This window comes from Paenibacillus sp. J5, from assembly GCF_054955055.1.
Genome location: NZ_JBUEDD010000001.1, coordinates 44,228 through 67,583, shown reverse-complemented (window position 1 = coordinate 67,583; position 23,356 = coordinate 44,228). Strand labels below are relative to the sequence as shown.

The following is a 23,356-nucleotide window of genomic DNA, read 5'->3' as shown; positions in this document are numbered from 1 at the left end:
GCGATGATCATTCAGACTAGGCTGCATACCATCTTCATGCTTATCGGGCCTACAGAATGCGGGAAGACGACCTTCGCGAGGGAGGTGCTAGTGCCAGGTCTTCAGTTGACGGATGAGAGCCGCAATCTGCGCACCAATGTACAGTATCTATCCTCGGATGAGCTGCGCCAGACATTGCTCGGCTATCCTTATGACAAATACGATCAGCAAATGATGGAGGCGAGCGGGCAGGCATTCCAGTTGTTGTTCGAGCGGCTGAGGCTGGCAACCTCGTATCCGGTTCAAGCCGAGTTCGTCATCATCGATACGACAGGGCTGGCAGAGGATTTCCGGGCAAAGGTGAGGGAGATTGCCCATGAGAACAACTATCGTCTCGAAGCCATCGTCTTCGATTACCGCAGCCGGGAGGATTACTACGCCTCCGAACGCTCCAAGAAGCTGATCAGCAACCATATTAATCGGCTGCGCAAGGAGGTGCTCGGCCAACTGGCGAGAGAGAGCTATGATAAGGTGCATAAGGTGCGAGCCAAAGATTTCTATATGCCGCAGCAGGCGATAGCGAATCCTGCCTATACGGTCGAGATTGAGAATGCGGCCGCGTATGCCGCCACTGTGCTTCCACAGGGTCAGCAGTATATTATGATTGGCGATGTGCATGAGTGTGTACAGGAGCTCCAGGGACTGCTGCGCGACTATGGCTTCCAGATCGAGGACGGGCGACTGAGTGCCAGCGACAAGGCACGTCATATGCGACCGTTGCTGGTTGGAGACTGGATCGACAAGGGAAAGCAGACGCGGGAGATAGTGCAATTTTTGCATCGCAACCGGGAGCAGTTGTATCTGGTGCTTGGCAATCATGAGAACTTCGTCTACAAGTATCTCAAGGGAGAGATTGCCGGGGCTGATCCGGCGCTGCTGGAGACGTATTTTGACTCTGTGCGCATCCTGGAGGGAGATGAGGAGCTGCGGGCGCAGTTCAATGAGCTGGTGGAGCAATCCCAGCCTTTCTATCGGTATATCGGGAGCGGCGGCCCATCGTTCATCGTCACGCATGCGCCGTGCCGCACGAAATATCTGGGCAAGCTGGACCCGAACTCGCTGCGTCATCAGCGCAGCTATCGCATTGATCGCGAGGCGCCGCTTGAGGAGCAGCTCGCCTTCCTGCGGGAGGAGGCGGTGGGCAATCATCCCTACCACGTGTTCGGCCACGTGGCGGCCGCCCAGCCGTTCCGCATCCGCAACAAGCTTCATCTCGACAGTGGCTGTGTGCATGGGTATGCCTTGAGCTCGGCGGTCATCTCGTTCAAGCCGTTGATGAAGTCGCATGCCTCTCAGCAGACGGCTCTGCCAGAGGAGCTGAGCATCCTGTTCAAGCACGAACGCAAGGTGGCGGTAGAGGAGCTGGGCGAGGATGAGCTGCGGCGCCTTCATTACTGCTCGCGCAACCAGATCAACTATATATCGGGTACGATGTCCCCTGCGGATAAGGATGAGCAGGCGCAGGAGCTGGAGTCGCTGCGGCGTGGGCTGGAGGCATTCAGCGAGCGGGGAGTGAAGCATGTGGTGCTGCAGCCGAAATATATGGGCTCACGTTGCAATATCTATCTGCATCGTGAGCTTGAGAGCTGCTATGCAGTGAGTCGCAACGGCTATCGCATTCGCAAGGTGGATCTGACCGCGATCTATGAGCGACTGCTGGAACGGTTCGACGGTTATATGAAGGAACACAAGCTGGCGATGATGGTGCTCGACGGGGAGCTGCTGCCGTGGAAGGCGCTTGGCGAAGGGCTGATCGAACGGCAGTTCAAGCCGATCGAGCGGGCGCTGGAGACAGAGCTGGCCTTTCTGGAGCAGACCGGGTTCGAGCAGGCGGTGAACCAGTTGATCACGAATTATGAGGCCAGTGGCTTCGAGCAGGAGCAGCATCGCATGGCCAAGGGCGCACTGAGCGACAAGTACGGCTCCAGCACATACCAGACCTACAAGCATGTTAGCGGGGTGAGAGAGGCGTATGTACCCTTAGCAGACCATATCGCTGCCTTGGCGACGTACAGGCGACAGTTGGAGCTATATGGATCGGATCAGGAATTGGACTACAAGCCATTTGCGATACTGAAATGGATGGATGAGGACGGACGCGAGGAATTGCCGGATATGAAGGTATCCACGATGTACGCCTTGCTGTCGGAGGACGAGGCGCTCGTACTCGATCTGTCCGAGCCGGATTGTCTGGAGCGGGCGGAGCGATATTTTGAACAATTGACCGTGGAGAAGCAGATGGAGGGCGTCGTTATCAAGCCGGATGTATGGGATGGGCGCACGGTGCCGTACTTGAAGGTTCGCAACCGCGAGTACCTGTCCATCGTCTACGGCTATGATTACATGTTCCCGCACAAGCACCGCAAGCTGATCAAGCAGAAGAATATCGCGCGGAAGCTGCGTACCTCGCTCAATGAATATCGTCTTGGCCTGCGCATGCTGCAGGTTCCATTCCACGATATTTCCCCTGAGCATCAAGGCTACAGGGAGATTGCCGCCGGTCTGTTATTCGAGACCGCACAGGAGAAGGAGATGGACCCGCGGTTGTAGGCAACTATGGGACGAAGCGTGGTACAATAGATGAAAGTCAAGAGAGGATAGGAAAGGAGCGGCGGCATGATTGAGGTGGCGGCGGCTATTGTGGTGGGTGAGCAAGGACGGGTGCTGCTTGCTCGCAGGAAGCAGGGCAAACAGCAGGGTGGATTATGGGAATTCCCTGGCGGGAAGCTGGAGCCAGGGGAGAGCGCGGCAGACTGCTTGCGCCGCGAGCTGCTGGAGGAGATGGGAATCAAGATCGACCCGCACACGTATTTCGCCGTTCATGAGCATGATTATGGAACCGTGCAGATTCGCCTGTATGCCTACAAGGCCGATTATATAGACGGTATCATTGAATTAATCGACCACGATGCCCATGCCTGGGTTGCTCCATCAGAGCTTATGAATTATGCGCTCGCTCCGGCTGATGTGCCATTTGCCGAGCTTCTGGTTTGCGGGGGATGAAGGTGCGCTGCGAGCGCATGTGATTCCTAAAAAGAGACATAAGTTTGACGTTTAGTTGGATATTCTTCTATACGCTCCCCTTCAAGTAGATCGGATTAGTACATATCCCTCTACTTGAAGAGGAGCATTTCTTTGTTATCCAAATTCCCCGGTAAACAGCCTGTTCTATGTTATAATACAATATACAAAATACACTAGAATAGTGAGCAGTGCGATCCATCGTAAAAAATGGAGGGACGAAGGAATGAAAGTAAGGGATAAATTTCCTGAAATGTATACATTGATATTTCTCCATTTTTATATTAGACTAAGTCAATAGGAAATATATGATATGTTTTTCTGTTGCTTGTAGGGGAGTGTTACTTCTGATTAAATTGGTAGACGTGCATAAAGACTACGTATCTGGCAGTGCCGTGGTTCATGCGCTGAGCGAGGTGCATCTGACGATAAAACGAGGCGAGATATTTGGCGTTATCGGACATTCGGGAGCAGGCAAGAGCACGCTGTTGCGCTGTGTGAATCTACTGGAGCGGCCTAGCTCCGGGAGAGTTATTGTTGGCGATGTGGATCTGATGATGCTGGGCGAGAAGGAGCTGCAGCAGCGCAGGCAGAAGATCGGCATGATCTTTCAACATTTCAACCTGTTGACCACAGCTACGGTACGCGACAACATCGCCTTGCCGCTCAAGACATCCACGCTAACCAAAGTCCAGATCAGAGAGCGGGTAACGGAGCTGCTCGAGCTGGTCGGGCTGAGTGCACATGAACATAAGTATCCGTCACAGTTGTCCGGTGGGCAGAAGCAGCGTGTAGGCATCGCCAGAGCGCTCGCCAATCACCCGGATGTGCTGCTATGCGACGAGGCGACCTCGGCGCTCGATCCGCAGACGACGGAGGCGATCCTGACGCTGCTGAAGGATATTAACGCTAAGCTCGGCATTACGATACTGCTTATTACCCATGAGATGCATGTCATCCGTGCGATCTGTGACAGGGTTGCGGTGATGGACTCCGGCCGCATCATCGAGCAGGGGGATGTGCTGAATGTATTCCTGAATCCGCAGCATGACACGACGAAGGACTTTGTGAGTCAGGTTGCTGATGTGCTGGATACAGATCGGCTGGCGCTTCATCCGCAGGGGCGCATCATTCGGCTCACCTATCGGGGGAACCTGGCCTATGAGCCTGTCTTGTTCGATACTGTCCGGTCAACGACAGCCTCCTTTGTCATTCTGCAAGGAACTGTGTCGCGCATGAAGGACACGCCTTACGGCCAACTGATCGTGGAGCTGCGGGGAGAACGGGCAGAGACGGATCGGATTATCGCCGAGCTTAGACAGCATGGATTGGATGTGAGCATTGTACAATGAGTAGCTTCTTTCAGGATATTCGCTGGGATCAGATTATTAAGGCGACCAAGGAGACGCTGATGATGATGGGCATGTCGTTGCTGCTTACCATCGTGATAGGACTGATCCTCGGTATTATTCTATTTCTGACCTCTAGCGGGCAGATGCTGCACAATAAATGGATCTACCGCTTACTGTCCTTGGTGGTCAATATATTACGCTCGGTGCCCTTTGTTATTCTCATTCTTGTCCTGTTGCCGGTATCCAAGTTCATCATGGGCACCTCGATCGGCGTGCCGGGAGCCATCCCGCCGCTCGTCATTGCGGCAGCGCCGTTCTTCGCCAGATTAGTGGAAGCATCGCTTCGCGAGGTGGACAGGGGCGTCATCGAGGCTGCGGCTGCGATGGGGCTGTCGAAGTGGATGATAGTCTGGCATGTTATATTGCGGGAGGCACGTACAGGACTGCTGGCGGGGGTGACGATTACAACGATTACACTCGTCTCCTACACGGCGATGTCCGGTGTTATCGGAGGCGGCGGTCTGGGCGATCTGGCGATTCGCTACGGCTTCCAGCGCTTTCAACTGGATGTACTGATTGTGACGGTAGCGCTGCTGGTCATTATGGTTCAACTTCTGCAGATGGCAGGCGACGCACTCGTGCGGCGACTGAGCCGGAAGTAGATTGAATAGTATAGTTTTAAGAATATAGAGACAAGGGTAGGAGGAGAAGGAAATGAAGAAATCATTGTTTATTGTATTCGCACTCGTGCTGGTGCTGGCGGGATGCGGACAGAAGGGGACAGGGAGCACGAACACTCCGGCGGCCAATGATACAACAGGCGGTGCAGGCAATACCCAGACAGAGAAAAAGGAAGAGCCTGCTGCGGAGCCGATTACGCTGAAGGTGGGCGCATCGCCCGTCCCTCATGCCGAGATTCTGGAATCTGTGATTCCCGTATTGAAGGAGCAAGGCATCAATCTGGAGATTTCAGAGTTCACAGATTATGTACTGCCGAATGTGCAGTTGTATGAGAAACAACTGGATGCGAACTTCTTCCAGCATGTGCCTTATCTCGATCAGTTCAACAAGGATAAAAACTATGATCTCGTGCAGGTTGCCGGCGTCCATGTGGAGCCGTTTGGCGTCTATTCCAGCAAGCTGAAGTCGATCGACGAGCTGCAGGACGGAGCGAAGATTGCAATACCGAATGATCCTTCCAATGGCGGTCGGGCTTTGCTGCTGCTTGCCCAGCATGGCTTGATCACACTGGATGAATCCAAGGGTGTTGAAGTGACCGTAGCGGATATTAAGGACAACCCGCGCAGCTTCGAGATTGTCGAGCTGGAGGCCGCCACATTGCCGCGGGTGCTTGATGAAGTAGCCATCGCAACCATTAACACGAACTATGCGCTTGAGGCTGGACTGAATCCGACGGAGGATGCGCTGTTTATTGAAGATAAGGATTCCCCGTATGTGAACATTGTTGCTGCCCGCCCGGATAACAAGGACTCGGAGGCGATCCAGAAGCTGGTGGCAGCGTTGCAGACACCTGAGGTGGAGAAGTTCATCAATGAGAAGTATAAGGGTGCTGTTGTGCCAGCGTTCAAATAGGTAATAGGCAATAGGTAATAAAGCGGAAAGCACAAAGCTCGAATGTTGATGCGAGCCAGGTGTATAGCAAGAAGCGACAGCCCTTCCGTTCCACGTTGCAGTGGGATGGAAGGGCTTATACGTCTTATTCGGATGAAACGGGCAGAGGCATAAGGTGGATTGCCGTCGGCTCCAGTAGAGCAGTTGGCGGTGTGTGGTCTATATCTCGCTCGGAACATGATACAATAAGGGAGAAACAGGATGTAAGGGGAAAGGAACGAGGATAGCAGCATGAGCATGGAACGATGGGGATATGATAATCAGCTAGGGGCTCATCCCGTGGAGGCTCCTTCGTTAGGCAATATAGCAACAGAATGGCTGCCGCACCTAGTGGGTATCGCCTTGGTGGAGGCTTTTCCGGCTGCGGGTCAGGAGCCGTTGGAGTTAAGGCACTATCGGCTGCTATTTGTTCAGCAGGGCAAGGCGGTATTTATCGTCAGCGGTCGGCAAGTGGTGCTGCGCTCGCCTGGAATTTATGTGATGGCGCCTGGCATGAAGATCGAGTCGGCGCGGCAGCCGCAAGAGCCGCTGGAAGCCTATCAGTTGGATTTTCAAATCTATCAACGAAGCAGCACGAAGGCAAGTGAGGGAACAGAGCGCTTAATCTATGAGCAGGCAGACAATCTTCCTGTGCATGGACTCATTAATTGGAGAATCGATGCGCTGAAGCGGCTGCTGCTGCAACTGTACGCGCATCGCAGCGAGCAGCACACGGCTTCGGAGCAATTAAAGACAGGCCAGCGGCTATTGAAGCTGCTGGAGCTGCTGCTACCGCTACCGCTGGAGCGACCGCATGAGGATACAGCCGAGGACCGAATGAACGCAGCCATCCGCTATGCTGCAGAGCATTGCCATGAAGAGGTGAAGGTAGAGCAATTGAGCGAGTTGGCGGGGCTGCAGCTCTCGTCGTTCTCTCGTCGCTTCAGACAGATGATGGACAAGTCTCCAACCGAATTTATTGTGCAGAGGCGGATGAACAGAGCGAAGGAGCAGCTCATTACCGGTGGCTGGCGCAATATGCGCGAGGTGGCGCAGAGTAGCGGCTTCCATGATGAATTTTATTTCAGCAGACGGTTCAAGCGACTGCACGGCATCTCGCCCTCCCGTTATCGGCTGGAGGTGACCCGTGATACCTCGATTATCTCGCTCTCCTATCCATATACGGAGCAATTGCTTGCGCTCGGCATTATTCCGCGGGCTGCGCAGGTGCCTGTCGCGCTGCAGGGCACGCTGCCCGTGCTGCCGCTCCCATATCATGAGAAGGACCCCTGGGAGATTAGCCGCAATATGTTCGTCGATTGCGCGCCGGAGCTGATTGTCTGCAAGGACAATGTGCTCAGGCAGGCCCGCCTTCACATCGGGGATGTAGCGCCGATTATCTCTTATCCATGGCGAGCCTTTGATCTGTTCGGGCTGCAGCAGCAACTGGCGTGTGTGCTCGGGCGCGAGCTGCAGGCCGAGCAGTGGCAGGAGCAATACCGCCTGCAGGAGCTACAGGCCAGAGAGGCACTGCCTGTGGAGCAGCGCGGCGCTACCTTGGCGATCTGTGTGCTGCATTCCAGAGGCTGGAGATTGTACGGTGCGCGCAACATCGGCCATGTCTTCTACCGCGCGCTCGGCTTTCAGCCGCCGGAGCAGGTGCGAAGGGCGCTGGAGCAGCATCCGCCTGGCGTCGAATTTACATGGATGGAGCTGGATGTGGAGCGGCTGGATAACGTAAAGGCCGATTATCTTGCCTTCGTCGTCCAGTCCGAGCAGGGAGAGATGGAGGTTCAACGCCGTCTGCAGCATTCACTATCCTGGAGGAGGCATCCCGCAATTGTTCAACGTCGGTATGCGGTACTCGACTGGCATCGTTGGATGGTGTATGCGCCGCTCTCGGTACAATGGCAGTTGCAGCAGGCGGTTACATTGTTTGACGAAAGTCTGTAACCTGTCATAGACCCGCTATTTCCTTGATCAATGCAATAAAGTCCATGGCAAAATGGAATAAAGAAGTCATGGACGACGAGCCGCTTGCCCGCTATACTTCATTAATGATAAAGATTATCAATTTCAAGTAAAGAGGGGCTTGCAGGCATATGCGAAAATGGAGTGTAGTTTTAATTATGATAACATTGGTATTATGTGGGCTTGCGGGCTGTAGTGCTTCTTCGACTCCAGCCCCTAACGGAATGGGCGTTGGGGATGCTGCGGCGAATGGGACGTCGACGAATTCTTCTGCAGCAGCGGCTAGCGGAACATCGGATATGCAGGAAGCGGCAGGCGGGGAGCGGCTCATTCGCCATGAGGCGGGCGAGACGAAGATCAGTGGCACGCCGTCGCGTATCGTCGTGATGGAGTATGGATTGCTCGCCTCGGTGCTTGCGCTCGGGGAACAGCCTGTCGGCTACACGGATGATGGCAAGCAAGGAACATTGGAGGAGCTCGGATTTTTGAAGCAAATGGGAGATTACACTCCAGCAGGCACAAGGCAGCAGCCAAACCTGGAAGTCATCCGCACGCTCAAGCCGGATCTGATCATTGGCGACTACGCTCGCCACAATGAAATCTATAAAGAGCTGTCGGACATTGCTCCAACGCTCCTGCTGCCGGATACAAAGGCGAACTATGAGGATGCGCTGAACAATCATCTGATCATTGGCGAGGCGCTGGGCAAGGAAGCGGAGGCGGCAGCCTATGTCGATGCGCATCAAGCACTGCTGAAGCAGACGGCGGCGATGCTGCCGCAGGACAAGAGCTATCTGATCGTCAGTCTGGGGGATAAGGTGCTCAATCCGCGCACGAACCTGTTCTTCCAGCCGAGTATGCTGGAGAAGGCGGGGTTGAAGTATGCGCTCCAGGCAAGCGCGCCGGATGAAACGGCTATCAAGGCCAGCATCGAGCAATTGCTGGAGATTGACCCTGATGTTCTGTTCGTCACGAACAGCGAGCTGCTGGAGGAATGGCGCAAAGACCCGTTGTTCATGCAACTGAAGGCGGTTCAGGAGAATCAGGTTTTCCCGGTGCTGCATAGCAAATGGTCATTCAACCGCAGCGTGCCGGGCGCTAATGTCGTGCTGGAGGAACTGAAGGCTCTTGCACCGAGCATCAAGTCGCAATCCTAGTCCTTCGCGAAGGGCGCGGCGGCACATGAACATGTATAAGGAGCGCACAACATGATGATGAAAGCCTCACAGGGCCGCGGTCTCCCGGGGCGCGGCAGCCGCAGGAGGCTATGGACGGTGGCGACGGCTTGCGGGCTGTTGCTTGCCGTAGCGATCCTGATCTCACTGCGCTATGGCTCAACGACCTTATCCGTCAGGGTGCTATATGATGCGATCTTCCATTACACGGCGAGCAGGGAGCAGTTGATTCTGACGACCCTACGTCTGCCGCGCGTGGTGGTTACCGTATTGGTCGGAGCCAATCTGGGCGTTGCCGGGGCGCTGATGCAGGCGATCACTCGCAATCCGCTGGCCTCGCCAAGTGTATTCGGGCTAAATGCGGGCGCTGCCTTCGCGGTAGTATGCATGACGATGCTGCTGCCGGGTCTGTCTGCAGCCTGGCGAGTAAATGGCGCTTTTGCCGGTGCGCTCGGAACCGCAGTTCTCGTGTATGCCTTGAGCCATATGATCCGGTGGGGAAAGATCGAATTGAACATGACACTGGTCGGTGTCACAGTGCAAACCTTCCTGGCTGTAGGTACTCAGGCGATGCTGATCTTCAATGAGAGCAAGACCGAGCAGCTCTTGTTCTGGCTTGCCGGCTCAGTCGTCGGCAACCGGACTTATGAGGCATCCGTCTTGGCAATATGGAGTCTGCCCGGACTTGCTGCGGCTGCTTGGCTCAGTCGTTCGGTATCGGTGCTGGGACTGGGGGATGAGCTGGCTCGGGGACTGGGCCAGCGGGTGCGGCTGCTGCGCGGGGCGGCGCTGGCGGTCGTCGTTGTGCTTGCCGGGGTCTCGGTATCGATCGCCGGCCCGATCGGCTTTGTCGGGCTCATCGTTCCGCATATGGCTCGCTACATACTCGGCCTCGATTATCGGCGGATTATTCCGGCCAGTGCGCTGCTCGGGGCGCTGCTGTTGACGCTCGCCGACATCGGATCGCGCTGGATCAGCTTTCCTGGAGAGACGCCGGTCGGCATCGTTACCGCATTATTGGGCACGCCATTCTTTATTTATCTGGCGCGCAGAAGGAGAACGGGACAATGACGGAAGCAATGCGGAAGGAGCAGGGCCGCGACTTGAGCAACGTGCAGTTGACAGCAGAACGAGGGCGGGGCTCGCGTCAGCAGTGGCTGGTGCTGCTGGGGCTCGCATCCACTCTGCTGCTCGTCGCGCTGCTGAGTCTGGTGCTGGGCGCGATCCCGATTCCGCCTGCGGAGATGGCTGCTGTATTGCTCGGTCACGGGAATCCCGATTATCGCGCGATTCTGCTTGATTATCGGCTGGCACGCGTGCTGATCGGCGCACTGATCGGCGCAGGGCTGTCTGTTGCGGGGACGGTCATTCAGACGCTGCTGCGCAACCCGCTTGCCTCCCCGGGCACGCTGGGCATTACCGCAGGTGCTGGACTGGGCGCGGTCATGGTGGCGCTGCTGCTCCCTGCTTCGATGGCAGGGATGATGTCCCCAGCGGCAATGCTTGGCGGGGCAGCCGTAGCGCTGGCCATCTACTTCATCGCGTATCGCGGCGGCATCGATCCGATACGACTGGCGCTCGTCGGTGTCGCGATGGGCGCATTTTGCAGCGCAGGAATCGACCTGATCCTGCTGCGCGGCAGCGCCAATCTCGCAACCGCACTCGTCTGGCTGACCGGCAGCCTGTGGGGGCGCGGCTGGAGCGAGCTGTTCGGGCTGCTGCCCTGGATTGGGGTGCTCCTGCCCGTCGTCTGGCGTCTGGCGCTCCAGCTAGATCTGCTGCAACTGGGCGAGGCGGCGGCACAGGGGCTTGGCATGCGGGTAGCAGCGATCCGGCTGCTGCTGTTTTGCGCGGTCGTCGGCCTGGCCGGCGCCTCGGTATCCGCTGCGGGCACGATCGGCTTCGTCGGCCTCATCTCCCCGCATATGGCCCGCCTGCTTGTCGGCGGGCGTCATCGCATTCTGCTGCCGACGGCGGCCTTGTGCGGCTCATCGCTTGTGCTGGCCGCCGATCTATGCGGTCGGCTGCTGCGCCCGCCGCTGGAGATTCCGGCGGGGCTGATTATTAGCGCGGTCGGCGCTCCCTTCTTCATCTATCTGCTATGGCGTGTTTCCCGCAAGCGTCGCTAGAGCCTGGCGCTAATCCCGCAAGCAGGCTACCATACCGGGGGTCGTCCAGTACGTCCCCCAATTCAAAGGCTGGGCGAGAAAACCGTGGGGTTTTCCGTCCGGCCTTCATTTGATGAGGCTCGTCAGGTACGCACACTTCAGGTGCCCTGTGCACCAGCGGAGCAGCTTGTGGGCACATTTGTCGCCTTCCTGAGATTGAAGTACAATAAATAGCAGACAAAAGATGAGCAGCGTGCTGTGTTCGCTTGAGCTGTACATCATCCTATTGCGGGAGGAATGCCGATGAATGCGGAAATGAGCAGTCGGGCCAGCACAGGCATGGCTGGCTTCGATGATGTCATTGACGGGCTGCGCCTGGGAGACAATGTCGTGTGGCAGGTCGATTCGGTCGATCATTATCGGGAGATGGTCGCACCCTATGTGGCTAGGGCGAAGCAGGACAGGCGCAAGCTGGTCTATGTCCGCTTCGGCCGCCATGAGCCGGTGGTGGAGGATGATCCGGCTATCCGGGTCTATCAACTGGATGCGAATAAAGGGTTCGAGAGCTTCGCCATGGCGGTGCATAGCTTGATGGAGCATGAAGGGCGTAAAACCTTTTATGTATTCGATTGCCTGACCGAGCTGCTGGAGCATTGGTATTCGGATGCAATGATTGCTAATTTCTTCAACGTCTCCTGTCCGTTCCTGTATGAGCTGGATACGATCGCGTACTTCGCGATCATCCGCAATGCCCATACCTACAGCACGATTGCCGGCATTCGCGAGACAACGCAGTTGCTGCTCGATCTGTACCAGGTGAACGGTCACTTCTATATTCACCCGCTCAAGGTATGGTCGCGTTATTCGCCGACGATGTTTTTTCCGCATCTGATAGATGGCGGGGAGGCGCTATGTATAACGGCGAGCGCGCAGGCGGCGGAGCTATTCTCGGCCATTCACCGCGGCGAGGAGCGGCTCGACTACTGGGATGTCATCGTCAATCGGTCGCGCGAAGCGTTGCAACAGGATGCAGCACAGCAGGAGCCGCACAAACGGCTGCTGATGTCGCTGCTGATTGGCAGTGAATCGCGTATGTTCAGGCTGTGCGACCGGTTTTTTACGCTGGAGGATCTGGTCATGATGGCCTCGCGCGAGATCGGTACCGGCTTCATCGGGGGCAAGAGCGTCGGTATGCTGCTGGCGCGGCGCATCGCGGAGCGGGCGGGAGGAGAGCGGTTCGCTCCGTATCTGGAGCCGCATGATTCCTACTATATCGGAGTGGATGTGTTCTATACCTATGTTGTGCAGAACGGATGGTGGGCGCTGCGAGCGAGGCAGCGGACGGAGGAGGGCTACTTCAAGCATGCTCCTGAGCTGCAGGAGAAGCTGCTGCGCGGCAGATTTTCCGAGGGCATCCGCAGACGGTTCATGGAGCTGCTCGAATATTATGGCCAGTCCCCGATTATCGTCCGCTCCAGCTCGCTGCTGGAGGACAACTTCGGCAACGCCTTCGCGGGCAAATACGAGAGCGTGTTCTGCGCCAATCAGGGGACGCCGGAGGAGCGGTACGAGGCATTCGAGCAGGCGATCCGCACCGTCTATGCGAGCATGATGAATGAGGATGCGCTCGCGTACCGGATGGATCGCGGGCTAGTCGAGCAGGATGAGCAGATGGCGCTGCTCGTGCAGCGCGTGTCTGGCGACCATTACCAGGATATGTACTTTCCGCATGTTGCCGGGGTAGGCAATTCCTCCAATCTGTATGTGTGGGAACCGGATGTCGATATGGATGCGGGCATGCTGCGGCTCGTATTTGGACTCGGTACACGCGCCGTCGACCGCACAGTCGGAGATTATGTGAAGATCGTCAGCCTGGATGACCCGCTCCGCCGCACGCCGATGAATGCGGAGGATGTGCGCAAGTTCTCTCAACATAACGTCGACCTGATCTCCCTCCAGGACAACCGGCTGGCGACAGTGGATGCAGATGGACTGCTGGCGCTCCCGCTCAAGGCTGATCGCTCCTTGTTTGCCACGGTAGATTACCAGACGGCTGACCGGATGCGAGAGCTGGGCTACACAGGTCGGCCAACTCCGCATATACTTGATTTCCAGAAGCTGCTGCGAGAGACGGAATTCCCTGTTCTGATGAGGGAGCTGCTGGCGCTGCTGTCCTCTGTATACGAATATCCGGTTGATATTGAGTTTACGGCTAATTTTACGCCACAGGGTCGATTCAAGATCAATCTGCTCCAATGCCGTCCGCTCCAGACGAGAGGTCTGGGTCAGCCGGTCAGCATCCCGCGGCTGGATGACGGCAAAGACTGCTTCTTCGCGACGAAGGGAAGCTTCATGGGCGGCAATGTGCGCCTGCCGATTGATTATGTCGTCTATGTGCGGCCAGAGCCTTATCTGCTGCTAAGCGAGCAGGACAAGTATGCAGTGGCGCGTCAGATCGGCAGGATAGGCCGCGAGCTGAAGGGCAAGCGTGTTATGCTGGTCGGGCCAGGGCGATGGGGAACGACGACGCCCTCGCTTGGCGTTCCTGTACGATTCTCCGAAATCTGCTATATGTCGGTCATCTGCGAGGTGGCCTCTGCAGGTGGCGGCTTCATGCCGGAGTTGTCTTACGGCAGCCATTTCTTTCAGGATCTTGTGGAGACCGGTATCTTCTACGCAGCGATCTTCGACGGGCGGGAAGGGGTCGTGTTCCATCCGTCGCTGGTGCTGGGACAGGACAATATGCTGGCGGCTCTGCTGCCGCAGAGCGAGTCGTATGCCGATGTCATTCATATTGCAGCTACGAGAGGCTTGGAGATCTATTCGGACATCGTCAGCCAGACGCTGATCTGTAGGTAGGCGGCAGACCATCGCTAACACTCGCGACGGCGCACGCGAGCAAGCCGGAGGGCACACCTGCATAGGTGTGCCCTCCGGCCGTCGGTCATGCTTCAACCGCAATAGCAACCTCCATGTTGCCGCGTGTCGCTTTGGAATAGGGGCATTCCTGGTGAGCGGCCTCCGCCAGCTTGGTGGCGGCTTCGCGCTCCATGCCGGGGATGCTGACTGTCAAGGCTGCGGACAGCTTGAACCCCTCGCCATCCTTATGGATGGAGATCGCCGCAGTTACCTTCGTCCCGTCGACCTTGGCCTTGTGCTTGCGGGCAACCATCCGCAGGGCGCTCTCGAAGCAGGCGGCATACCCTGCTGCAAACAACTGCTCTGGATTCGTTCCCGCGGCGCCGTCGCCGCCAAGCTCTCTAGGCATCGTCAGCACCTCATTGAGGATACCGTCTGACGAGGTGACTTGACCGCTTCTTCCGCCTTGTGCGGTAGCTGTAGCTGTATACAATGCGCTCATTGTTGAGCTCCCTTCTGTAAAATCGGGTGGCATGACCCGCCAGAGGAAGGCCAGCCCCATCTGTAACGTACCCTTTATTTATGCCATTATTAGTCTGAAAATAAACATATTCAGCCTGCAGCAGCAGAGCACGCGGTTCGAAGGAGGACGTTAATGATCAGGAGCGAGCCAAGCTGTCAGTTCCTCGATCTGAGACTGTACGGCTAGCGGATCATAGTACCAGGAGCGTTCCTCGGGCCAGACGTAGAGCCGTCCGTTCTTGACCGCAGGTAAGCTGCCCCAGAGCGGGTCGCTCTCGAAGTCCTCGACCGTTCGACTGTTTGAGGTCATAATTATATAATCCCCAGCGTAGTGGTCGAGCATTTCAGCCGACAGCTCCATCCATTGTTTCTCCATAATTTCCGCCCTGACCCGCTCAGGCGGCTTTCTCCCCAGCGCTTGGTAGATAGGCTGGCCGCCACGGCCGAAATTATCCCCGTATACCCAGGTGGACTTGTCTCCAACCTCCATAATAGAGAAGGTAGCATCGTCAGGAATCGCCGCATCCACCTTCGCTCTGGCTGCCGCGACACGCTCATCATATTGCTTGAGCCAGGCTTTCGCTTGTTCTTCGCGATCCAGCAGTTTACCGAAGTAGGTCAGCTCCTCATGGACATTTTTCAACTCACCATACGGAATAACCAAGGTTGGTGAAATTTTACTGAGCTGATCATAGTTGTTGGCGCTGCCGATAAGGATCAGATCGGGCTGTAAGCCGACAATGTTTTCAACAGATGGCTGTCCGTATTGGCCCGTATCAGCGACACCATTGAGCGCCTGTTCAAAATAATAATTTTGTAGAGTTAATCCGGGAGCGCCTACCGGAATGACATCAAGCGCAATCAGCGTGCCGAGGTACTCTTCCGCAACGATCCGCTCGGGATGTAAGGGAATCTCGACATCCCCTTTGACGGTCGATACGCTCTTCGTTCCTTCTGCTCCGGCAGTAGCAGGACTCGAGTCTACAGCAGACGAATTGCCCATAGCGGCGGTATTGGAGGGAGGTTGAGCATTCGCATTCACTTCCCTCCCGCCGCTTGCGTCATTGCTGTCATTGCCGCAAGCGGCAACGAGCAGGGTGAGCAGCAAGCAAGTGATAGCAGCCAACAGGCGCGTTGCATGATGACAGTGACGCAGGTTCAAGCCGGCTGTAGGTTCGGCTAAGGCTCTGTCTGAATCAGAGAATTGTAAGGTGTGAAACACGGACAAAGTAAATCCCCCTTGTAATAACGATAATCATTCTCGACATTACTTTATCGTGTTCCACAGCAAATGGCGATGCTTTTCTATGATCTTGCTGCTTGGATTATTGTGATGCTGCTCACCAAGGCAACTTCAGGGCAGCAGCACTCGCTGCAGCTCCTGAAGCTGTGCTTCAGAGGACAGCGGATCGTAGCCGAAAAATACGTCTGTGCTGCTCAGAATATATACCCGCTTGCTGCGCACGGCCTCCAGTGCGAGCCACTGGGGGGATTGCAGCAGCAGCATGATCCGGCTGGAAGCGGATGGATGCGTCGGCCATCCGGTAATGAAGATATAGTCCGCATCCACGGAGGGCATCTCTTCGATCTCCATCTCGATATAGCCTTTGGCTTCGATCGCCTGCTCAAGCATGACAGATGGTAGCTGAAAACCAAGATCGTCATAGACAATCTGACATCCTCTGCCGAAGCTGCTACTGAAGCAACAGGCTGAGCTGTTGCCGACCTCCCAGATGACTGCCGTTCCCCTCGTGCCAAGTCTCAGATCAAGCTGCCTGTTTAAACGTACCATGTGTTCATTATAGCGCTGGAGTCGTGCTTCAGCCGCTGGACGCTTGTTCATCATATCGGCAATATAACGGAACTGCTCCCGCCAATCCATGTGCATAAACGGCAGCCCGACGACCGGGGCAATCGGGAGCAGCGCTTTATTTACATCTGATGTGTTGTAATTAAAGATGAGATCAGGGTTCACGGCGCGCAGCGCAGCATAGGTGTCGTCAAAAGGCTCCTTGCCAGGATTCAATCTGCGACAGGGCTGAACGCCAGGAAGCTGCTCTAACCACGGCGTATAGACTCCTGCCTCTGGTGTAATGCCAAGCGCGTGCAGGCAGGCGGTATGATTGAGATTAAGCGCGGCGGCACGCTTAGGCTTACTACGATAAGCACCGGGGGGTATCCCCGTCAGTTGTTTAAATTTGCGGCTGAAATAAGCACTTTCTTTGAAGCCGACATCCAGGGCTATCGTGCCCACCTTTGCAGCGCCATGTAAAATCTCCAACTGGGCACGGCGAATTCTCAGCATAGTCAGGTAGGCATTGTACGTCTGGCCAGTTGCTTTATGAAAAACGCGGGAGAAATGCTCAGGGCTGACTCCAGCCAGTACTGCCAATTGCTCTCGGCTTAATTCTTGGGCGAAATGGGTGTGCATATACCGTAGAACCTGTTCCAGCCAAGAGATGGGCCTGTCATGGCTAGAGAGCAACTCGCCGAGCAAGATCTCCAGCAGTCTGGTGAAGAGGCTCTGTGCTTGGAGCGGGTCAGCATTGGGCTGCCGCCAGGCTTGCTCCAGATCTAGTGCAAGGCGCAGCAGCGGATCTGAGCAACGAATCAATGGCTTGGCTGGCTGAATCGACAGCGCACGGGAACCATCAGCGGTGAACGCGCGATATTCAATTAGTGTCCCCTTTAGCGGCATTCGCTCGTTAATGCGTATAGATGAATTGGATGTAGGCTCACTCATCCACACGCTGCCTCGGTACAGTGGATAGACGACGCCGAATTGCTCCAGCATCCCTTCGCCGCCGCTAATGATGAGTATTCTGGCCCGCGCATCAGCCTCTTCATTGACCGCCTGGATGATGAGACTGTTGAGAGCGGCCACGCGTACCGGCATATAAAAGGTGGGCGTACATGAGGATAAGGAATCATTGAAAGACATCTTTAAAATCTCCTAAGTTGAAATCGTCGTTCAATCGAACGATCTTGACGTATGCTCGACCGAACGCCGCCAAGCAGCATATAACACAATAATTGTACAATGAACAGTCGCATGACGATGGGTGGAGGGGCATGGTAAAATAATAGCATATTAGGACGCAGATACCACGGCATTGCTGCAGGAGAGGAATAGAATGATAAAAAATATATTGGTTACAGGCTATCGCGCCCATGAGCTAGGCATCTATAATCAGAAGCATCCGGGCATCCCCTATATTCGCCAGGCGATCGCCAATCGGCTCATTCCGCTCGCAGAGGAGGGGCTGGAGTGGATAATCTCGCCAGGACAATATGGTGTCGATCTGTGGGCTTGCGAAGCGGTTATTGACTTGAAGCCGCAGTATCCTGATTTGCAGTTGGCAGTCATTACGGCGTACAGCAATCAGGAGGAGACATGGAAGGAGGAGCGTCAGGCGTACTATGAGCGTGTGTTGAAGCACGTGGACTATTACGGTGCAGTCAGTCACCAGCCCTATGCTGGAACATGGCAATTCCGCGCGCGTGACGAGCTGCTGCTGCGCAAGACGGACGGCATCTTGCTCGTCTACGATGAGGAGGCGGGGGCGGGAAGCCCGCGATTCATCAAGGAGCAGGCGAGGCGCAAAAGTGAGCGAGATGGGTATGTCTGCCTGAGTATTAGTTCTGAGGATATTCAAAGTCTGGTCAGCGAGGCTGCTTATGATAGCATGGAGCCGGTGAGCGAATAACGGTGTCTGTGACACACGGTATTATCACACACGGTATTATGACACACGATATTGCTCATCAGCTTCATGACGTGCTACAGCGGGCGAAAGCCCTCTTCTCTCAGGTATGCTGCTGCTTCCCCTCTTGTCTCGAAGGCCATATCGACAGCATCCCCTGCATAGACGAACCATAGCTCCTCTTCCTCTGCCCATACGAGTACGAGTGTATGCCCTGCTTCATCGATCCATTGTCCGCCATCAGGATAGTCGGAGGGCTCTGGATCTGCCGTACCCTCCAGGGCAATGCCTGCTTCGGCGGCGTGTGGCTTTTCCGCACCATGTGGGGCAATGACTGCTTCAGACGCCGCATCAGCTCGGCTGGCCTCATCGACTCTATCATCGCTTGAACTTGCTACACGATCTGCAATGCTATCCGCACCTGAGGCGTTGAGTGGACGAGGCTGCTGTGAACCGACGAGCTTGTCTGTCGCCGCGGAGAGGGAACGAATGGCCTTCTCGACGATGATGCGCAGCTCGGCTTCGGTGAAATCACGGATATTGACGAAGCCCTTGTCATCCATCGGATAACCAAGCAGACGCTCCCCATAGACATAGCCGTTGCCGTTCGGATGCAGATGGTAGACGACATTCTTCTTGTCATATACGCTCTGTTCGTATTGAAAGTTGACCCTCCCCAGTGACACATTTTTGCGTGTCAGCTCAGGGAAGGATTCGAGAATCTCCAGCTTCTGTTCAAAGGTCAGCACAGCTTCCCCTCCTGCATATGAATTGTGGTTGAGATTATACCATATAAGACAGAATCACACCAATCGCCGTTGTGCTGGCAGGCGAATATCCTCGGGGGAAGCACACACGTAAGGGGTGCTGCTCGGTATGTACAGCATCATCGCTTGCGTTTCTGGCAATTTGACATTTTCCACATAGCGGGAGTACCATACGGGTAGCAGGTTGAATGCTATGCGCTAGGGAATGATCATGAACGGTCATCGCTGGCTCGCTTCCTGACGTGGGCGACGGGCAATGTGTGTGGATGGTGGCTCGTATGAGCCCGGAAGCCTGCGCATAGAGGCAAACATCATGGAGAGGAGGGGATCGCTTGGCGAAGAAGAGACGGCAGGCTCCGGCACCTTCAGCATCGGCCGGGAGCAGTGCGCCGACATTGAAGGATATGCTTAGCCCTGATGTGCTCCGTAAGCTCAAGGCTCAGGCTGAAGAGCTTAAAGCGACCGAGGCAGCTCAGCAGGAGCAGCGGCGCAAGGAGGCTGAGGAGCAGCGCAAGGCAGAGCAGAAGCGGCTGGAGGGGGATTTTGAATATTTACTGAACAACACCAATATGGATTGGAAGAAATACAAGTAGGACAGCGAGCCGCATAGGGCTGGCTGTCTTTTTCTAGGTCGTGTCTGGATACTCTGAACGGATCAGATCTGGCCGAATTTTCGTTAGCCTCGCCGTTTATTCTTCTGCGGCGGTCATCAGCTCATAGATGCGCCGTGTTGTATTGACATTGCGAACGGTCATAAGCTGATACACCTTTGACCCGATGAGCTTGTTCATTCCGCTGCGAGCGGCCTCCTCCCGGCTGAACGAGGCCAGCACGGCGCCAGGCACATACATGACGGTGCCGATGCCTGGCTTGAGAGGCAACTGCTTGAGCACATCGGGGTTATCCGCCTCCTCCCATAGAAACAGGCAATCACTCTTCATCGCCTCGTCATTGCTCCAATGCTCCGGCAGCGCGGATACGATGGCCTGCATCTCGGGCAGGCTGCGGAGGAGCACACGAATGCGCAGTCCGAAGTCATCCTCGATCGCCTGCTCCAGCAGAGCTGCAAGTTCAGCGCTGGAATGTGCCGAATCGGCAAATATAATATTGCCGGACTGAATATAAGTAACGACCGACCCCATTCCCGCTTGCTCGAAGGTAATCTTGAGCTCCTTCATATTGATTTTATTATTACCACCCACGTTGATTCCGCGTAGCAATGCGACATAGATCATGCGGCTTCCCCATTTCCCTCCAAGGTATTATCCTGTACCACTGCTCGTCAACTCGAACTGTCTTATATCGTTATGCTGTTGCCGCATTCGCAGTTCGTAGACCATCGCAGCATGAACGGTTAGCACTGATTATACACGAATAGGTTCTGGGCGCCAAAGGGGAATAACAGTAGGAGCAAGGGAAGTACTGAGCTGCCCACATCATTCCAGCAGAAAGCTGTTAGGACTAGTCAAATAGGGGAGAGTACGCTAAGATAATGATAATTATTATCAATTAAAAGTGGACGGTGACACCGTTGAATTCGGATGCCTTTGGTACCTTTGATGTGCCTCCACTATTCTTGTTGAGGTGATCCTATGACGAGCCCATCGCTGGCTCTGCAAGACATTTATCAGTATTATCTAAGTCGAAGTCCATTCTGCGAGCTGGAGCCTTATCTGTACACGCTGCAGCCCCAGGCAGGCACAGGGCAGATCAGGAGGCTAACCACATTTAGTGGGATCGAGATTGTTTATTCCGATATTCAATATAATCAGCCGTTGTCTACCTCCTTCTCCTCTCCAGGTGCGCTTGTCGAGCTGCAGTTCGCCTTCCAGGGACAGCGTCATGTGATGATAGAACGGGAGGAGTATACGCTGCCTGCCGGGCAGGGGGCATTAATCCTCCTGCAAAATTTCCGTGCCTGCTTTTACCCGCCGTCGCAGGAGCCGTATATTTCGCTGACGATCGGTATTCCCATCCCGCTCTTTCATTATGCTGTGTCTCGTATGGAAACGAGACATGCAGTTGATTTCCTATCGCTCCTAAGCGGGCGCAGCTTCAAGGCTCTAACCTTCGAGCTGGATGAGCGCAGCCTGATGATGGCTAGGGCATTGTTGCTGGCGATGCAGGAGCGGCACCGATCGCCGCTGCTCATGGAGGCGTCTGCTCTGGAGCTGGTGGATCGTTCCTTTCATCATCTATTTGAAGGGCGTCGTCTCCCTGAAGGCTTCTCGCGAGAGGATATGCGCAAGCTGGGGCTGGCACGAAGCATCATCGAGGATAGCTTGCTTGATCCACCTTCGCTGCTTGAGTTGTCCCGGCGTGTCGGGTTGAATGATTTTAAGCTGAAGAAGGGCTTCAAGGCCTGCTATGGCACAACCGTCTATGAGCATCTCCGGCAAGTAAGGCTGGAATCGGCCATGTCTTTGCTGCGAGAGGGGGATTGTAGCGTGACAGAGGCGGCTGTGTCGGTAGGCTACAGCAATGTCAGTGCGTTCTCCCAGCAATTTTGTCGCAGATATGGGCTGAAGCCGTCGGCTGTCAAGCGGCTTTATTAATAATCCTTCACGCGTCATTAATCCTCCGCCTGCGAGCAGCACAGGGCATAGAGCCGCGCTATACTGTGACTTGTCTAGTACTGCTGATCGTGGAGAGGAGAAAAACAACGCGATGAACAAGGTGAAAGGAAGTCTATTCTTTATTGTATTTGTGGCTATGCTCGGTCTGATGCTGATCGCTCCGATTATGCCGCCACTCATTCGTGAATTGGGTCTTCAAGAAAGTCATTCCGGGTGGATCGTCTCGATCGGCTCGGTCATGATGGCGCTAACGGCGCCGCTGTGGGGAAAGCTCAGTGATAAATTCGGCCGCAAGCCGATTATCTTAGTTGGCTTCGGTGGCATGGCGATCAGTTGCCTGTTGTTTGCGGTGGTATTGTTCAGCGGCTTGCAGCATTGGATCCGTGGCGGGCTGCTGCTAGGGTGGATGATCGCAACCAGGAGCCTGATTGGCATCTTCATACCGGCAATACTGTCTTCCAGCCAGGCTTATATGAGCGACGTGACAGAAGGGGAGGAGCGTACCCACGGCATGGCGCTGATCAGCGCCGCCAACGGGCTTGGCCTCGTGCTGGGGCCAGCGATAGCAGGCGCATTTACTCTGATTGGACTTCTGTGGCCGCTCTATTTCGGCATCTTCACTGCTGTATGTGCGCTTGTAATCGCGAAGGTGATGATACCGCCTGCTCCGCCTATGCTTATGCGTCAGGAGAAGCAGGTCAAGGATGGGGTGCTTCAGCCGGGTCTCGGACTGTATCTCATGGCGGGATTTTCTACGATGATCGGCATCGTTACTTTGCAGGTCATCGGCGGATTTTATCTGCAAGATCGTCTCCTGCTGACATCCGGCGAGACAGCGCGTGCCGTCTCCTTCGGCCTGATGTGCTCGGGAGTTGCGATGCTGCTGGTACAGGTGCTGCAGATGAGGCTGCTGCACTGGCAGCCAATGCGGATGATAATCTGGGGTTCGTTATGCAGCGCAGTTGGGATGGTGCTGTTCCTGGTTCCGGGAACGATGCCCCTATATTATGCGGCATTCTTTTTGTTTGGTATCGGCGCTGGACTGATGATGCCGGGCTTCATGGCTGGCGCATCGCTTGCAGTCGGCAAGGAAAGGCAGGGGGGAGTGGCCGGGATGGTGGCTGCTGTACAGGGCGTGGCCTCTATCATTGCTCCACTGCTGTCCACAACGCTGTATCAATTAGATTCGTCGATACCGTTTCTGCTTGCAGGCTGTCTGATCGCGCTGTCAGCTCTGGTGCTCTTGCTCAGCAAGGGCTTACGACGCAGTGGGCGCAGGGTGTCTTAATCGCAGGATCAGGTTAGGGGTATGGATAAATTTCAGCAACATTAAATGAAGGCTATATGAAATTCTAATGTTGATTCGTTGTGAGGATGGATTCGTTAATTCGACTTCACATCGATTAGAAGGCTGTACACTGATAAGCGATTCGTTTATCAAAAGGTATACCCTACACTAGAAAACTTTGGTATAATAGTCACCGTACAACATGACTTGGGTGGGAAAGTATCGCCTCCAGAGCGGAGGTGATGCTCATGCAATTTTCGTTGACAGAAGTGATGATGCTCGGCATGTTCTTGCTCGCGCTACTTACTTACCTGAATAAACGAAAATAACCTGCCCAAGTTTCGCCACTGGGAGCAGGTTATT

19 protein-coding genes are annotated in these 23,356 nt (G+C 55.3%); 14 read left to right on the top strand and 5 right to left on the bottom strand.

What is annotated here, in order from left to right; genetic code table 11:
* Nucleotides 1-3: 3 nt before the first annotated feature.
* From ACY1JZ_RS00210 to ACY1JZ_RS00165, 10 genes are all read left to right on the top strand, one after another.
* On the top strand, nt 4-2,589 hold the full coding sequence (locus tag ACY1JZ_RS00210; protein WP_462627500.1) for an AAA family ATPase: 2,586 nt from the start codon (nt 4-6) through the stop codon (nt 2,587-2,589).
* A 66-nt stretch (nt 2,590-2,655) separates the two neighbouring features.
* On the top strand, nt 2,656-3,042 hold the full coding sequence (locus ACY1JZ_RS00205) for a (deoxy)nucleoside triphosphate pyrophosphohydrolase (protein WP_462627499.1): 387 nt from the start codon (nt 2,656-2,658) through the stop codon (nt 3,040-3,042).
* A gap of 365 nt (nt 3,043-3,407) precedes the next feature.
* Nucleotides 3,408-4,412, top strand: a complete 1,005-nt coding sequence (locus ACY1JZ_RS00200; protein ID WP_462627953.1) for a methionine ABC transporter ATP-binding protein — start codon at nt 3,408-3,410, stop codon at nt 4,410-4,412.
* Entirely contained in the window at nt 4,409-5,074 is a 666-nt protein-coding gene (locus ACY1JZ_RS00195; protein ID WP_462627498.1) for a methionine ABC transporter permease, read from the top strand. Before ACY1JZ_RS00200 ends, ACY1JZ_RS00195 begins: the two co-directional genes overlap by 4 nt.
* A gap of 52 nt (nt 5,075-5,126) precedes the next feature.
* Nucleotides 5,127-6,005: a MetQ/NlpA family ABC transporter substrate-binding protein gene (locus tag ACY1JZ_RS00190; RefSeq protein ID WP_462627497.1), complete on the top strand. Its 879-nt coding sequence runs from the start codon at nt 5,127-5,129 to the stop codon at nt 6,003-6,005.
* Between the two features lie 270 nt (nt 6,006-6,275).
* Nucleotides 6,276-7,976 (top strand): helix-turn-helix domain-containing protein, encoded by a 1,701-nt coding sequence (locus tag ACY1JZ_RS00185; protein ID WP_462627496.1) that lies wholly within the window; start codon nt 6,276-6,278, stop codon nt 7,974-7,976.
* 176 nt (nt 7,977-8,152) lie between these two features.
* On the top strand, nt 8,153-9,151 hold the full coding sequence (locus ACY1JZ_RS00180) for an ABC transporter substrate-binding protein (protein WP_462627495.1): 999 nt from the start codon (nt 8,153-8,155) through the stop codon (nt 9,149-9,151).
* A 51-nt stretch (nt 9,152-9,202) separates the two neighbouring features.
* Nucleotides 9,203-10,240, top strand: a complete 1,038-nt coding sequence (locus ACY1JZ_RS00175; protein ID WP_462627494.1) for a FecCD family ABC transporter permease — start codon at nt 9,203-9,205, stop codon at nt 10,238-10,240.
* Entirely contained in the window at nt 10,237-11,298 is a 1,062-nt protein-coding gene (locus ACY1JZ_RS00170) for a FecCD family ABC transporter permease (protein ID WP_462627493.1), read from the top strand. Before ACY1JZ_RS00175 ends, ACY1JZ_RS00170 begins: the two co-directional genes overlap by 4 nt.
* A gap of 282 nt (nt 11,299-11,580) precedes the next feature.
* The gene (locus ACY1JZ_RS00165) at nt 11,581-14,136 is read left to right on the top strand and encodes a PEP/pyruvate-binding domain-containing protein (RefSeq protein WP_462627491.1); all 2,556 of its coding nucleotides are present in this window, start codon (nt 11,581-11,583) and stop codon (nt 14,134-14,136) included.
* 85 nt (nt 14,137-14,221) lie between these two features.
* Here the strand turns inward: ACY1JZ_RS00165 and ACY1JZ_RS00160 are convergent, their stop codons facing one another.
* From ACY1JZ_RS00160 to ACY1JZ_RS00150, 3 genes are all read right to left on the bottom strand, one after another.
* The gene (locus ACY1JZ_RS00160) at nt 14,222-14,638 is read right to left on the bottom strand and encodes an organic hydroperoxide resistance protein (protein WP_462627490.1); all 417 of its coding nucleotides are present in this window, start codon (nt 14,636-14,638) and stop codon (nt 14,222-14,224) included.
* Nucleotides 14,639-14,788: 150 nt separating this feature from the next.
* A complete protein-coding gene (locus ACY1JZ_RS00155; protein ID WP_462627952.1) occupies nt 14,789-15,880 on the bottom strand; it encodes an ABC transporter substrate-binding protein in 1,092 nt (363 codons plus the stop codon).
* Nucleotides 15,881-16,012: 132 nt separating this feature from the next.
* Nucleotides 16,013-17,599, bottom strand: coding sequence for a helix-turn-helix domain-containing protein (locus tag ACY1JZ_RS00150; protein WP_462627489.1), 1,587 nt, complete (start codon nt 17,597-17,599; stop codon nt 16,013-16,015).
* A gap of 193 nt (nt 17,600-17,792) precedes the next feature.
* Here ACY1JZ_RS00150 and ACY1JZ_RS00145 point away from each other — a divergent pair, with 193 nt between their 5' ends.
* Nucleotides 17,793-18,365 (top strand): SLOG family protein, encoded by a 573-nt coding sequence (locus tag ACY1JZ_RS00145; RefSeq protein WP_462627488.1) that lies wholly within the window; start codon nt 17,793-17,795, stop codon nt 18,363-18,365.
* Between the two features lie 74 nt (nt 18,366-18,439).
* Here ACY1JZ_RS00145 and ACY1JZ_RS00140 read toward each other — a convergent pair whose 3' ends face one another.
* Nucleotides 18,440-19,111 (bottom strand): hypothetical protein, encoded by a 672-nt coding sequence (locus tag ACY1JZ_RS00140; protein WP_462627487.1) that lies wholly within the window; start codon nt 19,109-19,111, stop codon nt 18,440-18,442.
* A gap of 350 nt (nt 19,112-19,461) precedes the next feature.
* On the opposite strand from ACY1JZ_RS00140, the gene ACY1JZ_RS00135 reads away from it, so the two are divergent.
* Nucleotides 19,462-19,722, top strand: a complete 261-nt coding sequence (locus ACY1JZ_RS00135; protein ID WP_270168908.1) for a YqkE family protein — start codon at nt 19,462-19,464, stop codon at nt 19,720-19,722.
* Between the two features lie 96 nt (nt 19,723-19,818).
* On the opposite strand, the gene ACY1JZ_RS00130 is transcribed toward ACY1JZ_RS00135, so the two are convergent.
* Nucleotides 19,819-20,364 carry a DUF1697 domain-containing protein gene (locus tag ACY1JZ_RS00130; protein ID WP_462627486.1) on the bottom strand — a complete coding sequence of 182 codons (546 nt, stop codon included), beginning with the start codon at nt 20,362-20,364 and terminating at the stop codon, nt 19,819-19,821.
* Between the two features lie 357 nt (nt 20,365-20,721).
* On the opposite strand from ACY1JZ_RS00130, the gene ACY1JZ_RS00125 reads away from it, so the two are divergent.
* Together ACY1JZ_RS00125 and ACY1JZ_RS00120 are read left to right on the top strand one after the other, a co-directional pair.
* The gene (locus ACY1JZ_RS00125) at nt 20,722-21,684 is read left to right on the top strand and encodes a helix-turn-helix domain-containing protein (protein ID WP_462627485.1); all 963 of its coding nucleotides are present in this window, start codon (nt 20,722-20,724) and stop codon (nt 21,682-21,684) included.
* A 112-nt stretch (nt 21,685-21,796) separates the two neighbouring features.
* On the top strand, nt 21,797-22,993 hold the full coding sequence (locus ACY1JZ_RS00120) for an MFS transporter (RefSeq protein ID WP_462627484.1): 1,197 nt from the start codon (nt 21,797-21,799) through the stop codon (nt 22,991-22,993).
* The last annotated feature ends 363 nt before the right edge of the window (nt 22,994-23,356 follow it).

Coding starts and splice junctions, on each gene's coding strand:
- ACY1JZ_RS00145 (WP_462627488.1), top strand. CDS start 17,793: ATGATAAAAAATATATTGGTTACAGGCTATCGCGCCCATGAGCTAGGC.
- ACY1JZ_RS00190 (WP_462627497.1), top strand. CDS start 5,127: ATGAAGAAATCATTGTTTATTGTATTCGCACTCGTGCTGGTGCTGGCG.
- ACY1JZ_RS00195 (WP_462627498.1), top strand. CDS start 4,409: ATGAGTAGCTTCTTTCAGGATATTCGCTGGGATCAGATTATTAAGGCG.
- ACY1JZ_RS00205 (WP_462627499.1), top strand. CDS start 2,656: ATGATTGAGGTGGCGGCGGCTATTGTGGTGGGTGAGCAAGGACGGGTG.
- ACY1JZ_RS00160 (WP_462627490.1), bottom strand. CDS start 14,638: ATGAGCGCATTGTATACAGCTACAGCTACCGCACAAGGCGGAAGAAGC.
- ACY1JZ_RS00170 (WP_462627493.1), top strand. CDS start 10,237: ATGACGGAAGCAATGCGGAAGGAGCAGGGCCGCGACTTGAGCAACGTG.
- ACY1JZ_RS00150 (WP_462627489.1), bottom strand. CDS start 17,599: ATGTCTTTCAATGATTCCTTATCCTCATGTACGCCCACCTTTTATATG.
- ACY1JZ_RS00165 (WP_462627491.1), top strand. CDS start 11,581: ATGAATGCGGAAATGAGCAGTCGGGCCAGCACAGGCATGGCTGGCTTC.
- ACY1JZ_RS00180 (WP_462627495.1), top strand. CDS start 8,153: ATGATAACATTGGTATTATGTGGGCTTGCGGGCTGTAGTGCTTCTTCG.
- ACY1JZ_RS00120 (WP_462627484.1), top strand. CDS start 21,797: ATGAACAAGGTGAAAGGAAGTCTATTCTTTATTGTATTTGTGGCTATG.
- ACY1JZ_RS00130 (WP_462627486.1), bottom strand. CDS start 20,364: ATGATCTATGTCGCATTGCTACGCGGAATCAACGTGGGTGGTAATAAT.
- ACY1JZ_RS00185 (WP_462627496.1), top strand. CDS start 6,276: ATGAGCATGGAACGATGGGGATATGATAATCAGCTAGGGGCTCATCCC.
- ACY1JZ_RS00175 (WP_462627494.1), top strand. CDS start 9,203: ATGATGATGAAAGCCTCACAGGGCCGCGGTCTCCCGGGGCGCGGCAGC.
- ACY1JZ_RS00125 (WP_462627485.1), top strand. CDS start 20,722: ATGACGAGCCCATCGCTGGCTCTGCAAGACATTTATCAGTATTATCTA.
- ACY1JZ_RS00210 (WP_462627500.1), top strand. CDS start 4: ATGATCATTCAGACTAGGCTGCATACCATCTTCATGCTTATCGGGCCT.